Consider the following 20478-nt stretch of genomic DNA (forward strand, 5'->3'; position numbering starts at 1 on the left):
CGGCGACCGAGGGTCAGGTCACGTCGCGCGAGGTGGAGGGGACGACCACGACCGGGCACCGGGAGCGGTGCAGGGCGCGCGCGCTGACCGACCCGAGGAGCAGGCCGGCGAACCCGCCCCGTCCCCGCGTTCCCAGGACCAGGAGCTGCGCATCGCCCGACGCCTCCTCGAGGGCGTCGATGGTCTCGCCGCGGATGAACTCGGTGCTCGCCTCCACGTCGGGGAACTTCTCCCGGAGCCCGGCGAGCATCTCGCTCATCATCACGCGCTGCGCCTGGGCGGCGTCCTCCCACTCGTCCTCGTCGTCGACGACCCCGGACGCGAGCGGGCCCGGCTCCTCCCACCACCAGGCGTGCACGGCCAGGAGTGGTGCGCGTCGCGCGGACGCCTCGGCGAAGGCCCACTCGAGGGCCGGGAGGGAGTGCTCCTCGTCGTCGACCGCGACCACCACGTCCAGGGGGCCGTCGCCCTCGTTCCCGGGCTCGGTCCACCCGTGGGGGACGACCATCACGGGGCACTGGGCGTGGGTGGCCACCTTGCCGGTCGTCGCGCCGAGGACGACGCTGCCGAACCTCCCGAGGCGACTCGCGCCGAGGACCATCGTCGACGCCGTGCGGCTGGCCTCGACCAGGGCCGCGGACTGGTCGTCGACGACCGTGGCGCTCGTGGCCTCGAGGTCCGGTGCCCAGGACCGCACGAGGTCGAGACAGCCGGAAGTGAGGGCGCGTTGCCGACCGAGGCGCTCAGGGGTCCACGGCACGATCCCGATCGCCGTGGCATGGAGGACGTGGAGTGGGCGGTGGTGCCGGCGCGCCTGGGCGATGGCCGCCCGGAGCGGGCGCTCGTCGGCGTCGGTGCCCTCGACACCCACGACCACGGCACCGCGAGGCTGGTTCTCGTTGTGGATCATGACGCTCCTCGGGATGTCAGAGGTGCTCGCGCACGGGGGGCACAGGCAGGTGGAACTGGCGCTTCGGCGGGTGGAGCTCGCGGTGGGCCGTCGGGTCTTCGGACGTGGGCACGACCGCCACGGGGCAGTGCGCGCCGTGCAGCACGCCGTGGGTGACGGAGCCGAGGACGAGGCTCTTCACGCCTCGGCGGCCCCGGGTCCCGAGCACCAGCAGGGCGGCGTTCTCGCTCTGCCGGACGAGCTCGGCGACGGGATGGCCACGGACCACGTCCCGGCGGACGTCAACCGTGGGGAACTCGCCGGCATACCCCGCGAGCACCTCGGCGACGACCGTGCGTTCCTGCTCATCGGCCTGTTGCCAGTCGACCGACACCGCCACGGCAGCGGCCGTGTCGTCGAAGTCGAGGTCCCAGGTGTGCACCACCGTCAGCCCGAGGTCGTGGGCCGCCGCGAACTCGAACCCGAAGCGCAGGGCCGCCGCGGAGCTGACGTCGCCAGCCAACCCGACGACCACGCGCAGCCCGTCCAGCGAATGGCTGGCCTTCTCCCGCAGCACCACCACGGGGCAGTGCGAGCGAGGGGTGACGTAGGCCGACACCGAACCCATCAACAGGCCACGGATGGTGCCGAGTCCGCGGGCACCCAGGACGACCAGCGGGGCCGTCGTGGAGGCCTCGACGAGGACGGTCCCGGGGTCGCCCGCCACAGCCATGGCGGTGACGTCGAGGTCCGCGTGGGCCTCCCGGGCCCGTGCTGCCGCGGCCGCGCACCCAGCCTCTGCCGCCGTCCGGAGAGCGCTCGACGGCTGCGGCGTGGGTGGCTCACCGGGCCCGGCCGACCTGACCGCCGGGAAGTCCGGGGAGAAGGCCTCGAGCACGAGCAACGGGGCACCCCTGCGGCTCGCCTCGTCCGCGGCCCAGTCGAGGGCCAGTGCTGCGTGGGGCGATCCGTCCACCCCGACCACGACGGGTGGGTGGCTCTCGAAGTCGGTGGTCATGTCGTCCCTTCCTCCTGGGCGGGCACCGGTGCCCGGGGGTGGAGCCCTGGTCCTCCCAGTGTTCGAGGGGCGCGTCCCCGTCGACAGGGCCGTAGGTCCCGGGCCCTGGTGCAGGACAGGACCTTTGCCCCTGTGGGCGTGCGCCTGGCCGTGGGCAGGGTGCCACCCAAGGGGTGGTTCCGAGCGAGCCACCGAGAGGGGAAGGGGTCAGCCGTGAGCGGCGATGCGCGGGGCGCGGCAGGGAGCGCCGTCCCCGACATGATGCCGGCCTGGGAGGTCACCGGCGCGGCCGGGACGCGCGGACGCGTCCGGCTGACCGAACGCCCGGTGCCGGCGCCCGGGCACGGCGAGGTCCTCGTCCGCGTCGAGGCCTGTGGTGTCTGCCGGACCGACCTGCACGTCGCCGACGGCGACCTGCCGCCGCACCGTGACCGGGTCGTCCCCGGGCACGAGGTCGTGGGGGTGGTGGCCGCCGTGGGGGCGCAGGTCGAGGGTGTCCGGGTGGGCGACCGCATCGGGATCGCGTGGCTCCGAGCCACCTGCGGCACGTGCCGGTGGTGCCGCAACGCCGCGGAGAACCTGTGCGTGCGGCCCGCCTTCACGGGCTGGGACGCCGACGGAGGGTATGCCGCGTACGCCACCGTCCCCGCGGCATACGCCTATCGGCTCCCCGAGGGGCTCGATCCCCTCGAGGCCGCGCCCCTGCTCTGCGCGGGGATCATCGGGCTGCGGGCGTTGCGCCGCACCGGGATCCGTGCGGGCGGACGCCTCGGGATCTACGGGTTCGGCGCCAGCGCCCACCTGACCGCGCAGATCGCGCTGCGGGAGGGCGCCGAGGTCCACGTCCTGACGCGGGGCGCCGAGGCCCGCCGCCTGGCCCTCGACCTCGGTGCCGCCTCAGCCGGGGCGGCCGACGCAGCGCCGCCGGTGCCCCTCGACGCCGCCATCCTCTTCGCGCCGGCCGGTGAGCTCGTGCCGGTCGGGCTCACAGCCCTCGACCGGGGAGGGACGCTCGTGCTGGCCGGCATCCACGTCAGCGACATCCCGTCCCTCGACTACCAACGGCACCTGTTCTTCGAGAAGCACCTGACCTCCGTGACGGCCAACACCCGGCACGACGGCGTCGAGCTCTTCCGGCTGGCCGGGTCGCTCGGCCTGACCGCCCAGGTGAGCGAGTACCCGTTCGAGTCGGCCGACCAGGCGCTCGAGGACCTGGCGCTGGGGAAGGTCACCGGCGTCGCCGTCCTCCGGGTCGGCTGACGCTCCCGGGTCTGCCGACGCTCTCGAGTCAGGCGATGCCTGGCCCCCATCCGTGCGAGGACATAGGTCCCTGCCACCCGACACGGGACCTCGGCATCGTGGTCAGCATGGTGACGGGAGTCGAACGGGTGCTGGACCGCGAGGGACGGGTCCTGGCGGTCCGTGACGTCACGGACGGCGACCTCGCGGCCGTCGCGAAGCTCTTCGAGGACCTGTCGTTCCGGTCGGCACGGCAACGGTTCCTCTGCACCTCGAAGCAGGCCGGACCGCGCTACGTGGCGACGCTGGCCGACCCGGCGCGGACCCTCGACGCCATCGTCGTCCTGATGGGTCCGCGCGTCATGGGTGTCGGGTCCACCCACCCGGGGACCGATGCGAGCACCGAGTTCGCCGTGGCCGTCGAGGACGCCGACCAGGGGCGTGGCATCGGGACGGTCCTGGTGGAGGCACTGGTCGCCCGGTCGCGGCGGCGTGGGCTGCCGACCCTGTCCGGGACGGTGCTCGGGGGCAACACGCAGATGCTCGACGTCCTGGCCCACCTGGGGCTCCCGTGCCGGATGGTGGTCGAGGAGGGCGGCACGATCGCCGTGACCGTCACCATCTCGCCTGCGGGGGCGTTGACGTCTGCCCACCTGGCCAGGGAGGAGACGGCCCGGGCCGCGGCCGTTCGACGGCTGCTGGAGCCCGCCGCGGTGGCTGTCCTGGACGCGTCGAGGGGGCGCCGTCCTGGACGGGACTCCGTCCTGGTGCGGGCCGGGGGAGTGGTCGGCAGCTCGCCCATCACGCGGGTCGACGGTGGGTACGACGTGACACCGGGGGTCGACCTCGCGGTGCTCCCGGACCGCGCGGACGACGTCGGGGCCGCAGCGCTGGCGTGCGCGGCCGCCGGTGTCCCCACCATCGCGCTGATGGGGCGGGAGGTAGGTGGGTCCCGGGTGCTCCGGCACGGCCCCCTGTCTCTGGCCGCCGACCTGGTGGAGCGGCTCCGCGACGAGGGCGCCAGGGTGCTCGGCCCGGGATCCACGTGCCTGGTCAACACCGATCCCCTGGTCGGCCTGCACCTCGGCGGGCCACGGAGCCACGTGATGGGGGGAGTGGTGGGCGTCGTCACGGATGATGGGCAGCGCCTTCCGGACCTCGTCCGCCGGCTCACGTCGCACGGGCTCGGGATGTCGGCGGTCGCGGATGTGGGTGCCTCGGCGGACCTGTCCGTCGCCGACGTGCTCGCCTGGCTGGCCCGCGACCCTCGAACGGAGGTGGTCGTCGTCCTCCTCAGCGGCGACGCGCCGGCGGAGCTGGTGCGGCACCTCGGCCGGGTGCACGAGACGCACAAGCCCGTGGTCCTGCTGGCCGGGGGCGTTGCCACCGGGGACGAGGCCGGGCCCGGTCCGGTGCGCGCGGCGTCCGCGACCGATGTCGTCGACCTGGTGTCGGTGCTGGTCCAGCGGTCGGAGCTGCCCGGACGTCGTGCCGTCGTCGTGACCAACGAGCCCTTCCGGGCCGGCGCCGCCACGCCACGGCAGTTCGCGCGTGGCGCCCTGATGGCGCCGGACCTGACCCAGCACAGTGAGATGCGGATCCACTTCCTGGCGCCCGGCACCGCCACCCGGGGAGCGGTCCTGGCCCTCCCGGAGGCGGCCACTGCGGAGCAGGTGCACGACGTCCTGGAGACCCTGGCCGACGACCCGGGCGTCGACTCGGTCGTGGTCGACCTCGTGCCGAACCGCGCGTTGCGGCGCGACGGTCTCGAGAAGGTCCTGCACGGGCTTCCCTCGGAGAGCTCGAGGGGACGGCCGGTCCCCCTCATCGTCGCGGTCGACCCCGGCCGGTCGCGCCAGCACCACGAGGTGCCGGCCTTCGCTACCGTCGGCGAAGCGCTCGACGTGCTGGCCAGGACGACGCATCCACGTCCCCACCACCACCACCACCACCAGAGCGCCTGACCCGTTTCGCCACGGCGTCCGCTGCGACCACACCCAGGGCCGTCGCGCCGGCCCCTGCCAGCCCGAGGGCCGAAGGGACCGAGCCACCCAGGAGGTCGGCGAGGGCGGGCACGGCGACGAAGCCGAGACACAGGCCGAGGTCCACGAGCAGGGCCCAGCCGAGCAGGCGGTTGCCTCTGAACCGGGTCGTCCACACTGGTCGCGTCGAGCTCCGGCACGCGAGCGCGTTCGCGAGCTGTCCCAGCGCGATGGCCACGAAGGCCGAGCCCGACGCCTGCGCCAGCAGTTCCGGCGGAGGGGTGGCGCCCCAGTGCCAGCCGCCGGCAGACAGGACCATGGCGAAGGTCCCCAGCGACAGGACGGCCTCGGTGGGGCCGAGCAGACCGAACGCGCGGCCCAGCACGGTGGAGGTGACCAGCCGACGCGACCGCACCGGACCGACCATGACGCGGGGACCGGGTGGCTCGACCCCGAGGGCCAGGGCGGGGAGCATGTCGGTGCCGATGTCGAGGGCGAGGACCTGGAGCACCCCGATCGCCAGCGGGACGTGTCCGGCGGTCAGGGCCCACAGGGCGAACGGAGCGAGCTCCGCCACGTTGTCGGTCAGGTGGTAGGTCAGGAACCGCCGGATGTTGGTGAAGGTGGCGCGACCGAGCTCGATCCCCGCCACGATGCTGGAGAAGTGGTCGTCCAGGAGCACGATGTCCGCCGCCTCGCGGGCGACGTCGCTGCCCGAGGCGCCCATGGCGACCCCGACGTCGGCCGCGCGCAGGGCCGGCCCGTCGTTGACCCCGTCGCCCGTCATCGCCACGATGTGGCCCACTCCTCGCAGCGAACGGGCGATCCGGAGCTTGTCCTCGGGGCTGACGCGGGCGATCACCACGCCCTCGGGCCGGGTCATCAGCCTGGCCAGCTCGGCATCCGTCGACGGGAGCTCGCCGGACGTCACGGCGATGGTGGACGGCCCCGCCAGTCCCACCTGACGCGCCACGGCGAGCGCGGTCGCAGGGTGGTCGCCGGTCACCATCGCGACGCCGATCCCCGCCTGGTGGCACCGTTCGAGCGCCTCGGCCACGTCCGAGCGTGGCGGGTCCTCCAGCGCGACCAGCCCGAGCAGCTCGAGGTCCTGCTCGAGCTGGTCCGCCGATGCTTCCTGCCATCCCGGTGGCGCAGCCCGGCGCGCGGCGGCGATGACGCGGAGCCCGCTGGAGGTGAGCTCCTCGACCGCATCGTGGAGTCCGGGGTAGGGGATGCCGGTCCTGGCGGACAGGACCTCCGGCGGCCCGAGGACGAGGACGTCCGCACCACGTCCGTCCGGCCGGGTCAGCACGATGGAGGAGCGGCGCCGGTCGGCCGTGTAGGGGAGCCGGCGCAGCACGGCGTGCCCCTCCGCCGGCGGGGCCTGCAGCCGGCGGGCCAGGACGTCGATGGCGACCTCCATGCGGTCTCCCTGCGGCGTCCACCCGTCCCCGCGACGGATGATCCGTCCGCGCACGCAGGATGCCGCGGCCCACGCGAGCGTCCGCGCGTCCTCGCCGGGGGAGGTGCCCGGGGGGACCGTCGGGTCGTACCCGGCCGCGTCGAAGTCGGTCCTGCCACCGGTAGGGGTCCAGGTGCTGACGGCCGACATCTGGTTGAGCGTCAGGGTGCCCGTCTTGTCCGTGCAGATGAAGGTGGTGGCGCCCAGCGTCTCGACCGCCTCCAGCCGCCGCACCAGGACGCGGCGGTCGGCCATCCGCTGGGCACCGCGAGCCAGGGACAGCGTGACGGTCGGGAGCAGGCCCTCAGGCACGAGCGCGACGGTGACGCCGAGCCCGAAGAGGAAGGCGTCGGCCACGGACAGACCGAGGAGGATCGCGACGGCGGAAAGGGACACACCGACTCCGGCGGCGATGACGGCGACGGCGCGCACGACCCGGTCGAGCTCGGCCTTGAGCGGGCTGCGGCCGGGCCGGGCGGTCTGCGTGAGCGACGCGATGCCGGCCAGCCGGGTCCGGGCACCGGTGTCCGTCACGACACCTTCCGCCTCACCTTCCACCACGAAGGTGCCGCACCAGAGGCGGGATCCGCCCCGAGGGCGGATGGGGAGGCTTTCTCCCGAGAGCAGCGACTCGTCGACGGCGAGGGAGTGCGCCTCCGCCAGCTCGAGGTCGGCGCAGACGCGTTCCCCAGCCGACAGGAGGACGACGTCGCCGACGACGACCTCTGACACGTCGACGGACTGGGTGATTCCGTCCCGCCGGACCTGCGCCGCGGCAGGGACCAGCTCGCGCAGCCGGCTGGCCGCACGGTCCGCGCGGTACTCCTGAAGGAAGGCGAAGACCCCGTTGACGATGACGACCACGACGATCGCGGCGGCGAGCTGGGGCATCCCCGCGAGCACGGCCAGCCCGGCGGCGACCCAGAGCATCGCCGCGAAGAGGTGGGTGAGCTGGAGGAGCAGCTCCAGCCACGGGCGGGGGCCGCGCGGGGCCGGGAGGGCGTTGGGGCCGTCGAGCCTCAGTCGGGTGGCCGCCTCGGCCGAGGTGAGCCCTGCGGACGGAGCTGTCGACTGTTGCCTAGTCGACGACGACACGCTCGCCGAGCCTGGGTGCGACGACGGTGCAGTCGATGGCCTCCCGGATGCTCGCGGCGAGGACCTCCCGGGCCTCGGGCTCACCGTGGACGACGTACACGGTCTCCGGCGGTGTGGGGAGGAGGCCGAGCCACTGCAGCAGCTCCTCGGAGTCGGCGTGGACGGAGAAGCCGTCGTCCGCGACGACCTCGGCGCGCACCCGCACGTAACGCCCCATGATCTTGACCTCGTGGGCTCCCTCGAGCAGGTCCCGGCCCCTGGTCCCGGCCGCCTGGTACCCCGTGAGGACCACGGTGTTGCGGGCGTGGGGGAGCAGGTGGCGCAGGTGGTGGACGACCCGTCCCCCGGTCGCCATGCCCGAGGCCGACACGATGATGCAGGGCGTTCCCGGGTTGTTGAGGGCTTGCGACTCGTCCGGTGTCCGGGCGGCGTGCAGGTGATGGAGCGCCGAGAGCTCGCCCAGGCCGGTGCCGGTGAGCTCCGCGGCCACCCCTGCCTGCTCGTAGACGTCGAGGGCGCGCAGCGCCATCGGGCTGTCGACGTACACGGGGACGTCGGGGATCGCGCCGGCTGCCCGCAGCCGGGCCAGGGCCAGGAGGACGAGCTCGGTCCGGTCGACGGCGAAGGCCGGGATGACGACCGACCCGCCGCGTCCGATGGTCCGGCGCACCGCATCGGCGAGCACGCTGTGGGCCCGGTCGGGTGCGGGGTGCGTGCGGTTGCCGTAGGTGGACTCGATCACCACGGTCCGGGCCGCGGGCGGTGCGGACCGTGGACGCAGGAGGGGATGGGTGGGGCGTCCGAGGTCGCCGGAGAACAACACGCTGCCGCCGCCCAGCTCGAGCAGCACGGTGGCCGAGCCGAGGATGTGGCCCGCTCTCCCGAACGTCACGAAGCCCTGGCTGGAGAGCGGGAACCGCTGGTCGAACGGCTGGGTCCGGAACCGCTCGATCGCCCGCTCCGCGTCCGCCACGTCGTAGAGGGGGAGGGGCGGGTCGTGTCGGGACCAGCCACCGGTGGCGGCGTGCAGCGCGTCCTCCTCCTGGAGGTGGGCGCTGTCCCGCAGGACGATCGAGGCCAGCTGGGCGGTGCCCTCCGTGGCCCAGGCGGGCCCCTCGTACCCGCGGCGCACCAGGGCCGGGAAGTACCCGCAGTGGTCGAGGTGCGCATGCGTCAGGACCACGTCGTCGAGGGAGCGGGTGTCCACCGGGGGCTCCTCCCAGTTCTGTCGCCGCCAGCGGCGCTCACCCTGGTAGAGACCGCAGTCGACCATCACGCGCGCCTCGCCGTCCGTGACGAGGAACTTGCTCCCGGTGACGGTCCCGGCAGCACCGAGGAAGGTCAGGGTCGCGGTCATGGTGGCCTCCTGCGCGGGCGACACTCACCGAGTGTCGGCACCGGCCTTGTCGTCGTGGTGGAGGGCGGCCCGGCCGGCCTCGAGGCGCGCGACGGGCACCCGTGGTGGCGAGCAGGAGACGTAGTCGAGGCCGAGACCGGCGAAGAAGTGGATGGAGGCGGGATCGCCGGCGTGCTCACCGCAGGCGCCGAGCCCCAGCGTGGGCCGGCTGCTCCGGCCGAGCTGGACGGCGGTCCGCACCAGCTGGCCGACGCCGCGTTCGTCGAGCGTCGTGAACGGGTCCGTGGTCAAGATCCCCTCGCGACGGTATGCCGCGAGGAAGCTGCCCTCGGCGTCGTCGCGGGAGACACCCCACGTGGTCTGCGTCAGGTCGTTGGTGCCGAAGGAGAAGAACTCCGCCGTGCGGGCGAGGGAGTCGGCGATGAGTGCGGCACGGGGGAGCTCGATCATGGTCCCCACCGGGATCGTCGTGGTCGGGTCGCCCTCCCGCCAGCCCGCCTCGATGTGCCTCGCGGCCAGCTCCAGCTCTGACTCGGTCGCCACCAGCGGCACCATGACCTCGGGTCGGGGGTCGAGGCCCTCGGCGCGCAGCGCGGCCTGGGCTCGCGCGAGCGCCCGCACGTGCGCCACGACGAGCTCTGGCACGACGGTGAGGAGCCGCACGCCGCGCAGTCCGAGCATCGGGTTGGTCTCGTGCCAGCGCCTGACGGCGGCCAGCTTGGCGTCCTGGGTCTCGTCGTGCTCGTGCCGGTCCTCTCGATGCGCGGCATCGATGGCGAGCCCGACCAGGTCGGGCAGGAACTCGTGCAGGGGCGGGTCGAGCAGCCGCACCACCACGGGCAGCCCGTCCATGGCGCGGAGGATGCGCGTGAACTCGTCGAGTGCGACCGCCTCGATCTCGGCGAGCGCGTCGTCACGGCGGTCGTCGAGGACCACGCGTTCGACCAGCTCGCGGCGCGCGCCGAGGAGCATGTGCTCCGTGCGGCACAGGCCGATTCCCTCGGCTCCGAGCCGTCGCGCGAGGCGGGCGTCGCCCTCGGTCTCGGCATTGGCACGGACCCGGAGCGTCCTCCGGGCGTCGGCATGGCGCAGGAGGCCGGTCACGGCCAGGACCAGGGGACTGGCCTCCGGGTCGGCGCCGTCCTCCAGGGCCCGGGCCACCGGGCTGGGGCGCACGTCGAGGGCGCCGCGGTAGACGCGCCCGGTCGTCCCGTCGACGGAGACGACCTCACCGGCCACGATCACCTGACCGTCCGCGGTGGTCGCGCGGAAGGCGGCGGACTCGATGACGAGCCCACCCACCGAGGTCACGCAGGTCCGGCCCAGCCCCCGGGCCACGACCGCGGCGTGGGAGGTCAGCCCACCCCGGGCCGTCACGACGGCCTCGGAGGCGATCATGCCCGCGAGGTCGTCGGGAGAGGTCTCCATCCGGACCAGGACCGGTGCCTGACCGCGCGCGCGGGCCGCCACCGCCGCTGCGGCGTCGAAGGCCACCACGCCCACGGCGGCGCCGGGGCTGGCCGGCAGTCCGGTGGCCAGCGGCCGTTGACCGTCGAGGTCGGCGAACCGGGGGTGCAGCAGGGACTCGAGCTGGTGGCCGTCCACCCGCCAGAGTGCCTCGTCCACCGTGATCAGGCCCTCGTCGGCCAGGTCGGCGGCGATCCGGAACGCCGCCGCGGGGCTGCGCTTGCCCACCCGGGTCTGCAGGAGCCAGAGCCGACCGTCCTCGACGGTGAACTCGACGTCGCACAGGTCCCGGTAGTGCCGCTCGAGGGTGGTCAGGTGGGCCAGCAGCTGGCGGTGCAGCTCGGGCTCCCGGGTGCCCAGCTCGTCGAGCGGCATGGTCTCGCGGCTCCCGTTCACCACGTCCTCGCCCTGCGCGTCCGGAAGGTAGTCGCCGTAGGCGGCGGCGGAGCCGGTCGACGGGTTGCGGGTGAAGCAGACGCCGCTGCCCGACCGGTGTCCGGTGTTGCCGAAGACCATCTCGACCACGTTGACCGCGGTCCCGAGGTGGTCAGGGATGCCTTCGTGCGCGCGGTACGTCTTGGCCCGGTCACCGTTCCACGACCGGAAGACCGCTCCGATCGCGGCGTCGAGCTGCACCCGGGGCTCTTGCGGGAGGTCCTGGCCGGTGTCCTCCGCGAGCACCCGTCGGAACTGCCTGACGAGATCCTCCAGCGCCGTCGCGGGCAGGTGTGCGTCGTCGACGGCGCCCAGGCGGGTCCGCGCGTCCGAGATCAGCTCGTCGAACCGTCCCGCCTCGACCCCGAGGACGGTGTGGCCGTACATCTGCACCAGCCGCCGGTAGCAGTCCCACGCGAACCGCCAGCCGCCACGGGCGGCCAGGCCCGGCAGCGTCGCGTCGGTGAGCCCCACGTTCAGCACCGTCTCCATCATGCCCGGCATCGAGAAGCGTCCCCCCGATCGCACGGACACCAGCAGGGGGTTCGTGGTGCTGCCGAAGGTGCGTCCCGACTGGGTCTCCAGCTGGATGACGGCCGCCGACACCAGGTCAGGGAGCTCCGGGGGGAGCTCCTCGGTGTCGAGGAAGCGACGGCAGGCCTCGGTGGTGATCGTGAAGCCCGGGGGCACCGGCAGCCCGAGTCGGGTCATCTCGGCCAGGTTGGCGCCCTTGCCGCCCAGGAGGTCGACCATCGAGGCATCACCCAGCGCGAACGGGAGCAGTAGTGGGGTGGTCACCCGTCCATGCTCGACACCTGCTGGGTGCCGGGTAAGGGACCTATGGCCTGCTGTCGGTACGCGGTGCGATGCTGCCGTCCCCGGTCGGACGCACCCCGCCGCAGCCTCCGCGGGCACCTTCACGACGCGCCTGCTCAGGTCGTCGACTCGTCGTCTCTGCTCAGGTCGTCGACTCGTAGAGCGGGGCGAGGGTGCGGTCGGGGTCGAGGGTCGGCAGGAGGGCGTCGCAGATCTCGCGGAGCTGGGTGACCTGTTGCTTGCTCAGGGGGTCCAGCACGTGCCGACGGACGGCCTCGACGTGCCCGGGTGCCGCCGCGACGACGGCGTCCCGGCCGGCCGGGGTGAGGCGGGCGTTGGTGGCCCGTCCGTCCTGGGGGCACGGGAACCGCTCGACGAGCCCGCGGTCCTCGAGCCTGCGCACGACGTGGGAGAGCCGGGGGAGCGTGGCGTTGGTCCGCGCTGCGAGGGCCGTCATCCGCAGGGTGCGCTCGGGCGACTCGGAGAGCATCGCGAGCACGTAGTAGTCGAAGTGGGTGAGCTGGGAGTCCCGGCGCAGCTGCGCGTCGAGCGCGCTGGGGAGGAGCTCCACGACGGCGATCAGGCGCAGCCACGCCGCACGCTCCTGCGCATCCAGCCATCTCGGTTCCATGGGGCGAGTCTAGCCAACACTTGAACCAACAACTAAATCGTGTATGGTCTTAGTTGAAGGAACAACTAAACCCGCGACGCCAAGTCGCCCAGACCCAGGAGCACCACATGGCACACCTCTCCATCATCGGCACCGGCAACATGGGACAGGCCATCGCGGCTGTCGCCGGCCGCGGCGGGCACACCGTCCAGCTGCTCGGCCAGGGCGACTCGGCGACCCAGGTCACCGGCGAGATCGTCGTCCTCGCAGTCCCGTACCCGGCCGTGAGCAGCGTCCTGGCCGAGCGCGGCGAGAGCCTGGCCGGCAAGGTCGTCGTCGACATCACCAACCCCCTCAACTTCGAGACGTTCGACGCGCTCACGGTCGCGTCCGACGGTTCGGCCACGGCTGAGATCGCTGCAGCGCTCCCGCAGTCGCGCGTCCTCAAGGCGTTCAACACCAACTTCGCCGGCACCCTCGCGTCAGGCAGTGTGGGCCCGCTCGGCACCACGGTCCTGATCGCCGGCGACGACGCCGACGCCAAGCGCGACCTGGCCGGTGTCATCAGCTCCGGTGGCCTCGAGGCGATCGATGCGGGTTCCCTCGCACGGGCTCGCGAGCTCGAGGCGCTCGGCTTCCTGCAGATCACCCTCGCCGCGGGCGAGAAGGTCGCCTGGACCGGCGGGTTCGGCGTCGTCGCCGCCTGACGGGGGCGACCGAGCCGATCGACCAGGTATGCCGCGCCGCCCCGCAGAGGGGCGGCGCGGCATACCTGCATCGGGCGGACCTCAGCTGCTGAGGAGCACGAGCTGCCGGGTGGCTCGGGTCATCGCCACGTAGCGATCGACCGCGCCCTCGATGCCGTCGCCGAACGCCTCGGGGTCGACCAGCACCACGAGGTCGAACTCGAGCCCCTTGGCGAGCTCGGGCGTGAGCGAACGCACGCGTCCGCGAGCCTCGAACGCCGGGTCGCCGATGACGCAGGCCACCCCTTCCGAATGGGTCTCGAGCCACGTGTCGAGCACCGACGCGAGGTCGGCCCTCGAACCGTGCCGGACGGGAATCCCGTTGCTGCGGATGGAGGTCGGGACGTTGGCGTCGGGGAGCGCGGCACGGATCACCGGCTCGGCCTCGGCCATGACCTCCTCGGGGGTGCGGTAGTTGACGCTCAGCGTGGCGATGGTGCTGCGGTCCAGGCCCACCCGCTGGAGCCGCTCCTGCCACGACTCGGTGAAGCCGTGCCTGGCCTGCGCCCGGTCGCCCGCGATCGTGAAGCTGCGCGACGGGCACCGGCCCAGCAGCATCTGCCACTCGGCATCGGTGAGCTCCTGCGCCTCGTCGACGACGATGTGGGCGAACGGACCGGCGAGCCGGTCCTGCTCGGCGGACCGCAGTGCGTCCTCGTCGACCCAGCGGTCCTTGAGGTCCTGTCCCTTGAGCATCGACATGACCTTCATCTCGGAGTCGTCCGTCGCGATGAGGTGCTCGACCACCTGCTCCATCTGCTCACGCTCGGCCGCGACGGCCGCCGCGTGCCGGCGCCGTCGGCGGGAGGCTTCGGGGTCGCCCAGTCGTTGCCTCGCGGCATCGAGCAGGGGCAGGTCCGACACGGTCCAGGCTTGGGCGTCCTGGCGCTGCAACGACTTCACCTCGTCCGCGCCCAGCCAGGGGGCGCACAGCCGCAGGTAGGCGGGCACGGTCCACAGGTCGCCGACGAGGTCGGTCGCCTCGACGAAGGGCCAGGCCCGGTTGAGGGCGTCCTGGAGCTCGTGGTCCTCCTGCAGCGCCCTGCGCAACAGCTGGGCGGGCACGTCGTCGTCGTGCTGGTCGACGACGATCGCCACCAGCTCCTCCCAGACCTGGTCGCGCGCCTCGTTGTGGGGGGTCCCCGGCTCCGCGGCATCGAACGCGGTCGCCCAGTCGTCCGGGGTGAGCCGCACGTCGTCCCAGGGCGTCGTCACCGTCATCGCCCCGGTCGGCGGCTCCTCGTAGAACCGCACGGCCCGGTCGATCGCGCGCACCAGGTCGGCCGTGGACTTCAGCCGGGCCACCTCGGGGTCCGCCTCGACCGGCGCAGTGGCTCCCTCGGGGACGAGGTCGCGCACGGTGCAGGTCTGCACTCCCTCCTCGCCCAGGCTGGGCAGCACGTCGGAGACGTAGGCGAGGTAGGGCTGGTGCGGGCCGACGAAGAGCACCCCGCCGCGGCGGTGGCCCAGCCTCGGGTCGGAGTACAGGAGGTAGGCCGCGCGGTGCAGCGCCACGACCGTCTTCCCTGTGCCGGGCCCTCCGTCCACGACGAGTGCGCCGTGGGAGCTCGCCCGGATGATCGCGTCCTGGTCGGCCTGGATGGTCCCGAGCACGTCGCGCATCCGCGCCGACCGGTTGCCACCCAGGCTGGCGATGAAGGCGGACTGGTCGTCCAGGGCCGCCGCGTGCCCGCTGAACCCGTCGGCGGTGAACACCTCGTCCCAGTAGTCGTTCACGCGGCCGTGCGACCACCGGTAACGACGACGGAAGGTCAGGCCCATCGGGTTGGCGTGGGTGGCGGCGAAGAAGGGCTCGGCCGCGGGGGAGCGCCAGTCGACCAGCAGCTGGCGGCCGGTGCGGTCGGTGAGCCCGAGCCGCCCCACGTAAACCGGGTCGCCACTGTCAGTGGCTCCCGTGTCCATGGCTCCCGTGTCCGCGGCATCACTGCCTGCGTCTCCCGTGTCCATGGCTTCCCTGTCTGGGGCCCCGAGGTCCGCGGGCACCATGTGCCCCAGGCACAGGTCGAGGCCGAACCGGCTCAGGGCGCGCAGCCGAGCGGTCAGCCGGTGCACCTCGAGGTCGCGCTCCAACACCTCCTGGCCGGCGCGGGCGGGTGCCGTGCGCTCGGCCTCGAGACGGCCGGTCAGCTCGGTGAGGGTCTCCTCGAGGCTCTCGCGGATGGCCTGGAAGTGGGCTTCGTCGCGGGCGATGAGACGAGGGTCGGCCTTCGCCGACAGGTGGTCCGGCAGGTCGAACGCCCGTGCTCCGAAGCCTTCCAGCTCCCCGAGCTCCTGGTTCCCTGTCTCGCTGTCGACCTCGTGCATGCGGCGGCTTCCCCTCTGTTCGTCCCGGTCGCGAGGGACGATTCTGGGGCAGCAGCGGGGCCTTGCCGCAAGACCCCCAGTGCGCTATACGTTGGAGAGGGAAGAGGGGTGGACCTTCCTTGCTGCGCCTAGCGCCGGGGCGGGGTCTGCGCCCAGAGGGGTGCGATCTCCCTGCGGTAGCCCCGCCCGAAGATCCCGCCGATGATCGAGAGCACCGGCGCCGGCACGCTCGCGGTGACACCAGCACGCTCCTCGGGGGACGCGCCGTCGAGCACCCAGGAGAAGAACCGACCGCCGCGGGCCAGGCCGGTCTTGCCGAAGGCCCGGCCCATGGCCTTGATCTCGGGGGTGTCCTTCTTGGCCTGGTAGACCGGCTCGAGCTCTGCCTCCTCGTGGTCGAGGTGCGCCACGGTCACGGTCCGCAGCGTCTCGAAGCAGACCCGTGCCGCAGCCGCCTGCGGGGCGCCCGGGTCGCGCAGCAGGGCGGCCATCGCGGCACGCGTCTGGACGAGCGCGGCAGCCATGGTGTCGTGCTCGGCGTCCATGGCCTCGAGCAGCTCGGTGCTGACCCCCACGGCGTGCAGAGCCGGCCAGGCGATCTGGTGCTCCCCCTCGTGGTGGTGGGTGAGCTGGTCGTCGAAGTTCGCCCACGCGGTGGCGAGCTGGGCGGCCCGGGTGCGGTCACCGGGCTCGAAGGCCCCCAGCGCGGCGATGAACCGGTCGAGGTCGCGACGGAAGGCGCCGTGGATGGCCTTGTTCATGCTCATCTCTCCCATGCCAGGACTGTAGGACCGGCGGCCCGATCGGGAATCCGTCATCTGGCGGACGGGTAGCCTTCGGTCACCGACCCGCATTCCCTGCGGTGCTGGCCCTGCGCGCCGCCCCCAGGAGGGGACGGCCCCACCGAGAGAGGCACTGATGAGGAGTCGACTCGCCAGCCTCGTGCTGCGGGCCAGCCGCTGGACGGCGGTCGGGGAAGTGCCCCGGACCGGCGTCCTCGTCGGCGCACCGCACACGTCCAACTGGGACTTCGTGATGATGCTGCTCGTCATGTGGCGAGGTGGCGTGACGCCGCGGGTGCTGATCAAGAAGGAGCTGTTCAAGGGTCCGCTCGCGTGGCTGCTGCCGAGGCTCGGAGGGATCCCGCTCGACCGGGACCACCCTGGAGCCGTGGTGCGGGAGCTGGTGCGCGAGGCACGCAGTGGTGAGCCCTTCCTGCTGATCCTCGCCGCGGAGGGCACCCGCAAGAAGGGCGAGTACTGGAAGTCCGGGTTCTGGCGCATCGCCCGCTCCGCCAAGCTTCCGATCGCCCTGGCGTTCATCGACGGGCCTACTCGCACAGCCGGATTCGGTCCGACGATCACGGCGACCGCTGACGTGGTCGCCGACATGGACCAGGTCCGCGAGTTCTACCGGGACAAGCGCGGCATCCATCCAGAGCTCCGCACGGAGCCCCGTCTGCGCGAAGAGCTGCGCTAGGGCAGACTGCCGTGAGGCAACCCTCGACGTGGCCGGAGGAGACATCGTGGCGGAGCGCAACGTCCTGGGTGGCGAGCTGGAGGAGTGCGGCACCAGCCCGATGACCGGCTTCTACCGCGACGGCTGCTGTGCCACCGGACCGGAGGACCTCGGCAGCCACACGATCTGCGCCGTGGTCACGAGCGAGTTCCTCGAGCACCAGCGCGGCATCGGCAACGACCTCTCGACCCCCGTGCCGGAGTACGGCTTCCCCGGCCTCGTGCCGGGGGACCGCTGGTGCGTCACGGCGCTGAACTGGGCTCGCGCCCATCGCGACGGAGCCGCCGCCCACGTCGTGCTCGCCGCCACCAACGAAGCGGTCCTGCAGGTGGTCCCCCTCGAGGCCCTCCAGCAGCACGCCGTCGACGTGCCGCCGGACCTCAGCACACTGACCTGAGCCCGCCGCGAGGTGTCTCGAGCCGGCCCGACCGTCCCCGCCGGCCCACCTGACCGCGTGGTCAGCCGTCCTTGATGCGGCGCCAGCCACCGGCGCGGTTGTTGGCGACGATCTGGCGCAGGAACTCCAGCAGGGCCGGCTCGTCGACCGGGTCGCCCTCCCAGAACGCGATGGTCCGCGCCGTGGTGTTGTCGTGGCCCCCGGTCACCAGACCGTGCGGGTCGGGCACGATCGCCCCGTCATAGACGAAGAGGTTCACGTGGTCCTTCGTGGCCAGCAACGCGCAGATGTTGCCGTCCAGCACGAAGTAGGGCCGCACCCGGCGCTTGACGACCTCGTGCACCTCGGGGTCCGCGGAGTGGACCAGGTCGCGCAGGCGCTGGCACAGCTCGCGCTGCCAGTCCGGCAGCTGGTCGAGGTAGGCGTCGACGCCGGGGTCCCGCTGGTAGGTCTGCTCCATGTGAGGTAGACCGGCGCGTGGGCGCCGACTCATCGGCATACCCGGCAGCGGGTGGTCAGCGCACTGGTCCGGTAGGGGCGACCGCGGTGGCGAGCGGGAACAGGACGGTGAAGGTGGAGCCCTGGCCCAGCTCGGAGTAGACGTCGATCGTGCCCTCGTGACCTTCGACGATCGCCTGCACGATCGACAGGCCGAGCCCGGTGCCCTGCACGGCTCGCTCCGTCGCGTCGGCGGACCGGAAGAACCGGCGGAAGACCTGTCGCTGGTCCTCCTCGGAGATCCCGTAGCCGCTGTCACTCACCACGAGCCTCGCGTGGTCGACCCCGTCGGCGTCCCGCAGGGTGTCGAGGGTCAGCGTCACGATGCCGCCGTCGGGGGTGAACTTCACCGCGTTGGACAGGAGGTTCAGGACGACGCGCTCGATGGCGGTGTCGTCGCCGTCCACCGTGACCGGACGAGTGACGATCTCGTGGCGCAGTCGGAGCGCGCGCCGCTGGGTGAGGGGGCCGGTGGCTTCCCAGGCATGGTCGACGACGGAGGCCAGGTCACAGGGCCGGCGAGCCAGGTTGAGCTGCCCCGACTCGATCCGCGAGTTGAGCAGCAGGTCCTCGATGAGGCCGAGCAGCCGTCGGCCGTTGCGGTCGATCCGCGACACGAGGTCGAGCTGTCTGGGGGTCAGCTCGCCGACCGCGCCGTCCTCGAGCATCTCGGTGTAGCCGAGGACACTCGCCAACGGGGTCCGGAACTCATGGCTCACCGAGGAGAGGAAGTCGGTCTTCGTCTGGTCGAGGGCGGTCAGCTCCTCGACGGCGTGCCGCTCACGCTGGAGGGCCGTCTGGACCGCCTCTGCTGCGACCCGCCGCTCGGTGACGTCCTCGGCGACCCCGATGTAGCCGGTGACCTGTCCGTCCTGCTCCACGATCGGGCTGATGGTGAGGTCGACGACGAGGCGGGCGCCCTCTCGAGTCACCCAGGTCCAGTCGCGGGTGTCGCTGAGCCCGGCCTCGTCGAGCCCGTGCACCAGGACACCTGGGCCCGGGGACAGACCGAGCTCCCGGGCGCGTTCGGCGACCTCCTTCGGCTCGTGCAGCTGCACCCAGTTGAGCGAGCCGACGACGTCGTCGGGCTGGTACCCCAGCAGGTTGGTGGCCCCCCGGTTGAAGAGCGTGATGGTGCCGGTCCGGTCGGTGCCGATGATGGCGGTGGCCGCAGCCGAGTTGAGCACCGTCTGGGTGAAGGTGGCCTCGGTGTGGAGGTCGGCCAGCGCGTCTCGACGCTGGGTCGAGGCCACGGCGAGCGCCAGACCCGTCACGGCCGCGGTCACGAGGAACGCCTGGGTGAGGGCACCCACCGTCTCGGGGGCCACCCCACCGGACCTCCCGGCGATGGCGAACGGCCCGTACCCCGAGCTCGTGAGCAGCACGACGACGACTCCCAGCAGGGCCAGCTGGGTTGCGAGGGCACGCAGGTCGAGCCGGGTCGCGCCCCAGACGAGGACGGGCAGGGGGAGGAAGGCCAGCGGGAGCCCGCTGGTCGAGGCGAAGACCCACAGGGTGACCGCGAGCAGCACGATGCCCTGGAGGAGGTCCTCGAGCCGCCACGGGATCGTGGCCTTGGTGGAGACGGCGACCCCGAGTGGCGCGAGGGTCAGCACCGCGGCCGCGTGCGAGGCGGTCACCGCGTAGGCGGTCGGGAAGAAGGTGCGGTCGAGGGTGAAGGTCACGATCAGGCCGGCCAGCACCCCGAAGACGAGGGCTCCCGCGAGCGTCGCGAGCAGGAGCCGGCCGAGGTCCTCCAGGGACGCCAGCCGCGGGCGGTGGCTGCCCCGCGTCATGATCCACCAGACGACCGCTGCCTCTGCGGTGTTGGCGAACCCGAAACAGGTCGCAGCGAGCGGGGGCCGGCCGCCGTAGAAGTTCGCCAGGCCGCTGGTGACCACCATTCCCGCCAGCACGATGGCGGCGCGTCGGCGGTTCGGTCCGGTGGCGAGGAGGAACGCGACGGCCAGCCCCGCCGCGGGCCACCAGACCGCCACCGACGAACCGGGCGGGGCGAAGGTGACCGCCGTGGCGCCGAGGACGAAGACGCCGAGCAACACCATGGCTGCGGCGACGTCCCAGCGGCGGGCGACGGCGAGAGCGCGGTTCACCGTGCTCCGCCCAGCCTGCGCCCGAGTGACCGCCGCGCCGCCGGCGGCAGGGCAGCTCGGTCCTCCGGGCAGGTGGGCATGGGTCATTGTTGCGCAGCAGGGAGGTCGAAATGGGGGACATCCGGGGCACGTCCTGCCAGAAAAGCCCAAAGGTTCCACCCGGATCTCCCACCCTGTCCGTCCTCCTGGGTGTGGGGTGGCGTGTGGGTGACAGGAAGGGGGGCCGGCGTGGAGCCGCGTGAGGACTTCGAGGCGTTCGCCCGAGCCCGCTGGCTGCCGTTGCTGCGCACCGCGACCCTGCTGACCGGTGACGCGCACGCGGCCGAGGACCTCGTCCAGGAGACCCTGGCTCGGGCGGGAGCAGCGCCGAGGTGGCCCAACCCCGGCGCGACCGACGACGTCCAGCTCTGGGCGACGTGGGCCCCGGACTCGGCCCACTACGCCCGGGCCTACGACCCGTCGAACAGCATCGTCGTGTCCACCCCGGAGGGCGTGCCTTCCCCGACGAGCTGA

Annotated in this window: 16 protein-coding genes; 6 read left to right on the top strand and 10 right to left on the bottom strand. The window is 72.9% G+C overall.

Annotation, left to right across the window (positions count from 1 at the left end):
• Positions 1 to 13: 13 nt before the first annotated feature.
• Both ABD262_RS06015 and ABD262_RS06020 read right to left on the bottom strand, forming a co-directional pair.
• Positions 14 to 910, bottom strand: a complete 897-nt coding sequence (locus ABD262_RS06015; protein ID WP_344132614.1) for a universal stress protein — start codon at positions 908 to 910, stop codon at positions 14 to 16.
• A 16-nt stretch (positions 911 to 926) separates the two neighbouring features.
• Positions 927 to 1907 (bottom strand): universal stress protein, encoded by a 981-nt coding sequence (locus tag ABD262_RS06020; protein WP_344132617.1) that lies wholly within the window; start codon positions 1905 to 1907, stop codon positions 927 to 929.
• Positions 1908 to 2120: 213 nt separating this feature from the next.
• Here ABD262_RS06020 and ABD262_RS06025 point away from each other — a divergent pair, with 213 nt between their 5' ends.
• Complete coding sequence (locus ABD262_RS06025; protein WP_425564801.1) at positions 2121 to 3167, top strand: zinc-binding alcohol dehydrogenase family protein; 1047 nt, start codon at positions 2121 to 2123, stop codon at positions 3165 to 3167.
• Between the two features lie 107 nt (positions 3168 to 3274).
• Positions 3275 to 5110 (top strand): GNAT family N-acetyltransferase, encoded by a 1836-nt coding sequence (locus tag ABD262_RS06030; protein WP_344132620.1) that lies wholly within the window; start codon positions 3275 to 3277, stop codon positions 5108 to 5110.
• On the opposite strand, the gene ABD262_RS06035 is transcribed toward ABD262_RS06030, so the two are convergent.
• The 4 genes from ABD262_RS06035 to ABD262_RS06050 form a co-directional block, all read right to left on the bottom strand.
• Positions 5028 to 7685, bottom strand: coding sequence for a cation-translocating P-type ATPase (locus ABD262_RS06035; RefSeq protein ID WP_344132623.1), 2658 nt, complete (start codon positions 7683 to 7685; stop codon positions 5028 to 5030). The genes ABD262_RS06030 and ABD262_RS06035 overlap by 83 nt on opposite strands.
• Positions 7669 to 9042: an MBL fold metallo-hydrolase RNA specificity domain-containing protein gene (locus ABD262_RS06040; RefSeq protein ID WP_344132626.1), complete on the bottom strand. Its 1374-nt coding sequence runs from the start codon at positions 9040 to 9042 to the stop codon at positions 7669 to 7671. The genes ABD262_RS06035 and ABD262_RS06040 overlap by 17 nt, the downstream gene beginning before the upstream one ends.
• A 24-nt stretch (positions 9043 to 9066) precedes the next feature.
• Positions 9067 to 11742, bottom strand: coding sequence for a pyruvate, phosphate dikinase (ppdK, locus tag ABD262_RS06045; RefSeq protein ID WP_344132628.1), 2676 nt, complete (start codon positions 11740 to 11742; stop codon positions 9067 to 9069).
• A 160-nt stretch (positions 11743 to 11902) separates the two neighbouring features.
• Entirely contained in the window at positions 11903 to 12391 is a 489-nt protein-coding gene (locus ABD262_RS06050) for a MarR family winged helix-turn-helix transcriptional regulator (protein WP_344132631.1), read from the bottom strand.
• A 107-nt stretch (positions 12392 to 12498) separates the two neighbouring features.
• Between ABD262_RS06050 and ABD262_RS06055 the strand changes: the two genes are divergently transcribed.
• Positions 12499 to 13077: an NADPH-dependent F420 reductase gene (locus tag ABD262_RS06055; protein ID WP_344132633.1), complete on the top strand. Its 579-nt coding sequence runs from the start codon at positions 12499 to 12501 to the stop codon at positions 13075 to 13077.
• Between the two features lie 81 nt (positions 13078 to 13158).
• Here ABD262_RS06055 and helR read toward each other — a convergent pair whose 3' ends face one another.
• Together helR and ABD262_RS06065 are read right to left on the bottom strand one after the other, a co-directional pair.
• The gene (helR, locus tag ABD262_RS06060; protein WP_344132636.1) at positions 13159 to 15441 is read right to left on the bottom strand and encodes an RNA polymerase recycling motor ATPase HelR; all 2283 of its coding nucleotides are present in this window, start codon (positions 15439 to 15441) and stop codon (positions 13159 to 13161) included.
• A gap of 128 nt (positions 15442 to 15569) precedes the next feature.
• On the bottom strand, positions 15570 to 16217 hold the full coding sequence (locus tag ABD262_RS06065) for a hemerythrin domain-containing protein (protein WP_344132639.1): 648 nt from the start codon (positions 16215 to 16217) through the stop codon (positions 15570 to 15572).
• Positions 16218 to 16359: 142 nt separating this feature from the next.
• Here ABD262_RS06065 and ABD262_RS06070 point away from each other — a divergent pair, with 142 nt between their 5' ends.
• Both ABD262_RS06070 and ABD262_RS06075 read left to right on the top strand, forming a co-directional pair.
• Positions 16360 to 16920 carry a 1-acyl-sn-glycerol-3-phosphate acyltransferase gene (locus tag ABD262_RS06070; RefSeq protein WP_344132642.1) on the top strand — a complete coding sequence of 187 codons (561 nt, stop codon included), beginning with the start codon at positions 16360 to 16362 and terminating at the stop codon, positions 16918 to 16920.
• Between the two features lie 46 nt (positions 16921 to 16966).
• The gene (locus ABD262_RS06075) at positions 16967 to 17356 is read left to right on the top strand and encodes a DUF2237 family protein (protein WP_344132645.1); all 390 of its coding nucleotides are present in this window, start codon (positions 16967 to 16969) and stop codon (positions 17354 to 17356) included.
• 61 nt (positions 17357 to 17417) lie between these two features.
• Here the strand turns inward: ABD262_RS06075 and ABD262_RS06080 are convergent, their stop codons facing one another.
• Together ABD262_RS06080 and ABD262_RS06085 are read right to left on the bottom strand one after the other, a co-directional pair.
• Entirely contained in the window at positions 17418 to 17816 is a 399-nt protein-coding gene (locus ABD262_RS06080) for a DUF1801 domain-containing protein (RefSeq protein WP_344132648.1), read from the bottom strand.
• Between the two features lie 55 nt (positions 17817 to 17871).
• A complete protein-coding gene (locus ABD262_RS06085; RefSeq protein ID WP_344132651.1) occupies positions 17872 to 19965 on the bottom strand; it encodes a sensor histidine kinase in 2094 nt (697 codons plus the stop codon).
• Between the two features lie 228 nt (positions 19966 to 20193).
• Here ABD262_RS06085 and ABD262_RS06090 point away from each other — a divergent pair, with 228 nt between their 5' ends.
• Positions 20194 to 20478, top strand: a complete 285-nt coding sequence (locus tag ABD262_RS06090) for a SigE family RNA polymerase sigma factor (RefSeq protein WP_344132654.1) — start codon at positions 20194 to 20196, stop codon at positions 20476 to 20478.

The sequence above is a fragment of the Pedococcus bigeumensis genome (assembly GCF_039531795.1).
Lineage (GTDB): Bacteria > Actinomycetota > Actinomycetes > Actinomycetales > Dermatophilaceae > Pedococcus > Pedococcus bigeumensis.

What these genes read in the sequence shown, in the direction of transcription:
- ABD262_RS06080 (WP_344132648.1), bottom strand. Translation starts at nt 17,816, where the DNA reads ATGGAGCAGACCTACCAGCGGGACCCCGGCGTCGACGCCTACCTCGAC.
- ABD262_RS06065 (WP_344132639.1), bottom strand. Translation starts at nt 16,217, where the DNA reads ATGGGAGAGATGAGCATGAACAAGGCCATCCACGGCGCCTTCCGTCGC.
- ABD262_RS06055 (WP_344132633.1), top strand. Translation starts at nt 12,499, where the DNA reads ATGGCACACCTCTCCATCATCGGCACCGGCAACATGGGACAGGCCATC.
- helR (WP_344132636.1), bottom strand. Translation starts at nt 15,441, where the DNA reads ATGCACGAGGTCGACAGCGAGACAGGGAACCAGGAGCTCGGGGAGCTG.
- ABD262_RS06040 (WP_344132626.1), bottom strand. Translation starts at nt 9,042, where the DNA reads ATGACCGCGACCCTGACCTTCCTCGGTGCTGCCGGGACCGTCACCGGG.
- ABD262_RS06070 (WP_344132642.1), top strand. Translation starts at nt 16,360, where the DNA reads ATGAGGAGTCGACTCGCCAGCCTCGTGCTGCGGGCCAGCCGCTGGACG.
- ABD262_RS06020 (WP_344132617.1), bottom strand. Translation starts at nt 1,907, where the DNA reads ATGACCACCGACTTCGAGAGCCACCCACCCGTCGTGGTCGGGGTGGAC.
- ABD262_RS06050 (WP_344132631.1), bottom strand. Translation starts at nt 12,391, where the DNA reads ATGGAACCGAGATGGCTGGATGCGCAGGAGCGTGCGGCGTGGCTGCGC.
- ABD262_RS06030 (WP_344132620.1), top strand. Translation starts at nt 3,275, where the DNA reads ATGGTGACGGGAGTCGAACGGGTGCTGGACCGCGAGGGACGGGTCCTG.
- ABD262_RS06015 (WP_344132614.1), bottom strand. Translation starts at nt 910, where the DNA reads ATGATCCACAACGAGAACCAGCCTCGCGGTGCCGTGGTCGTGGGTGTC.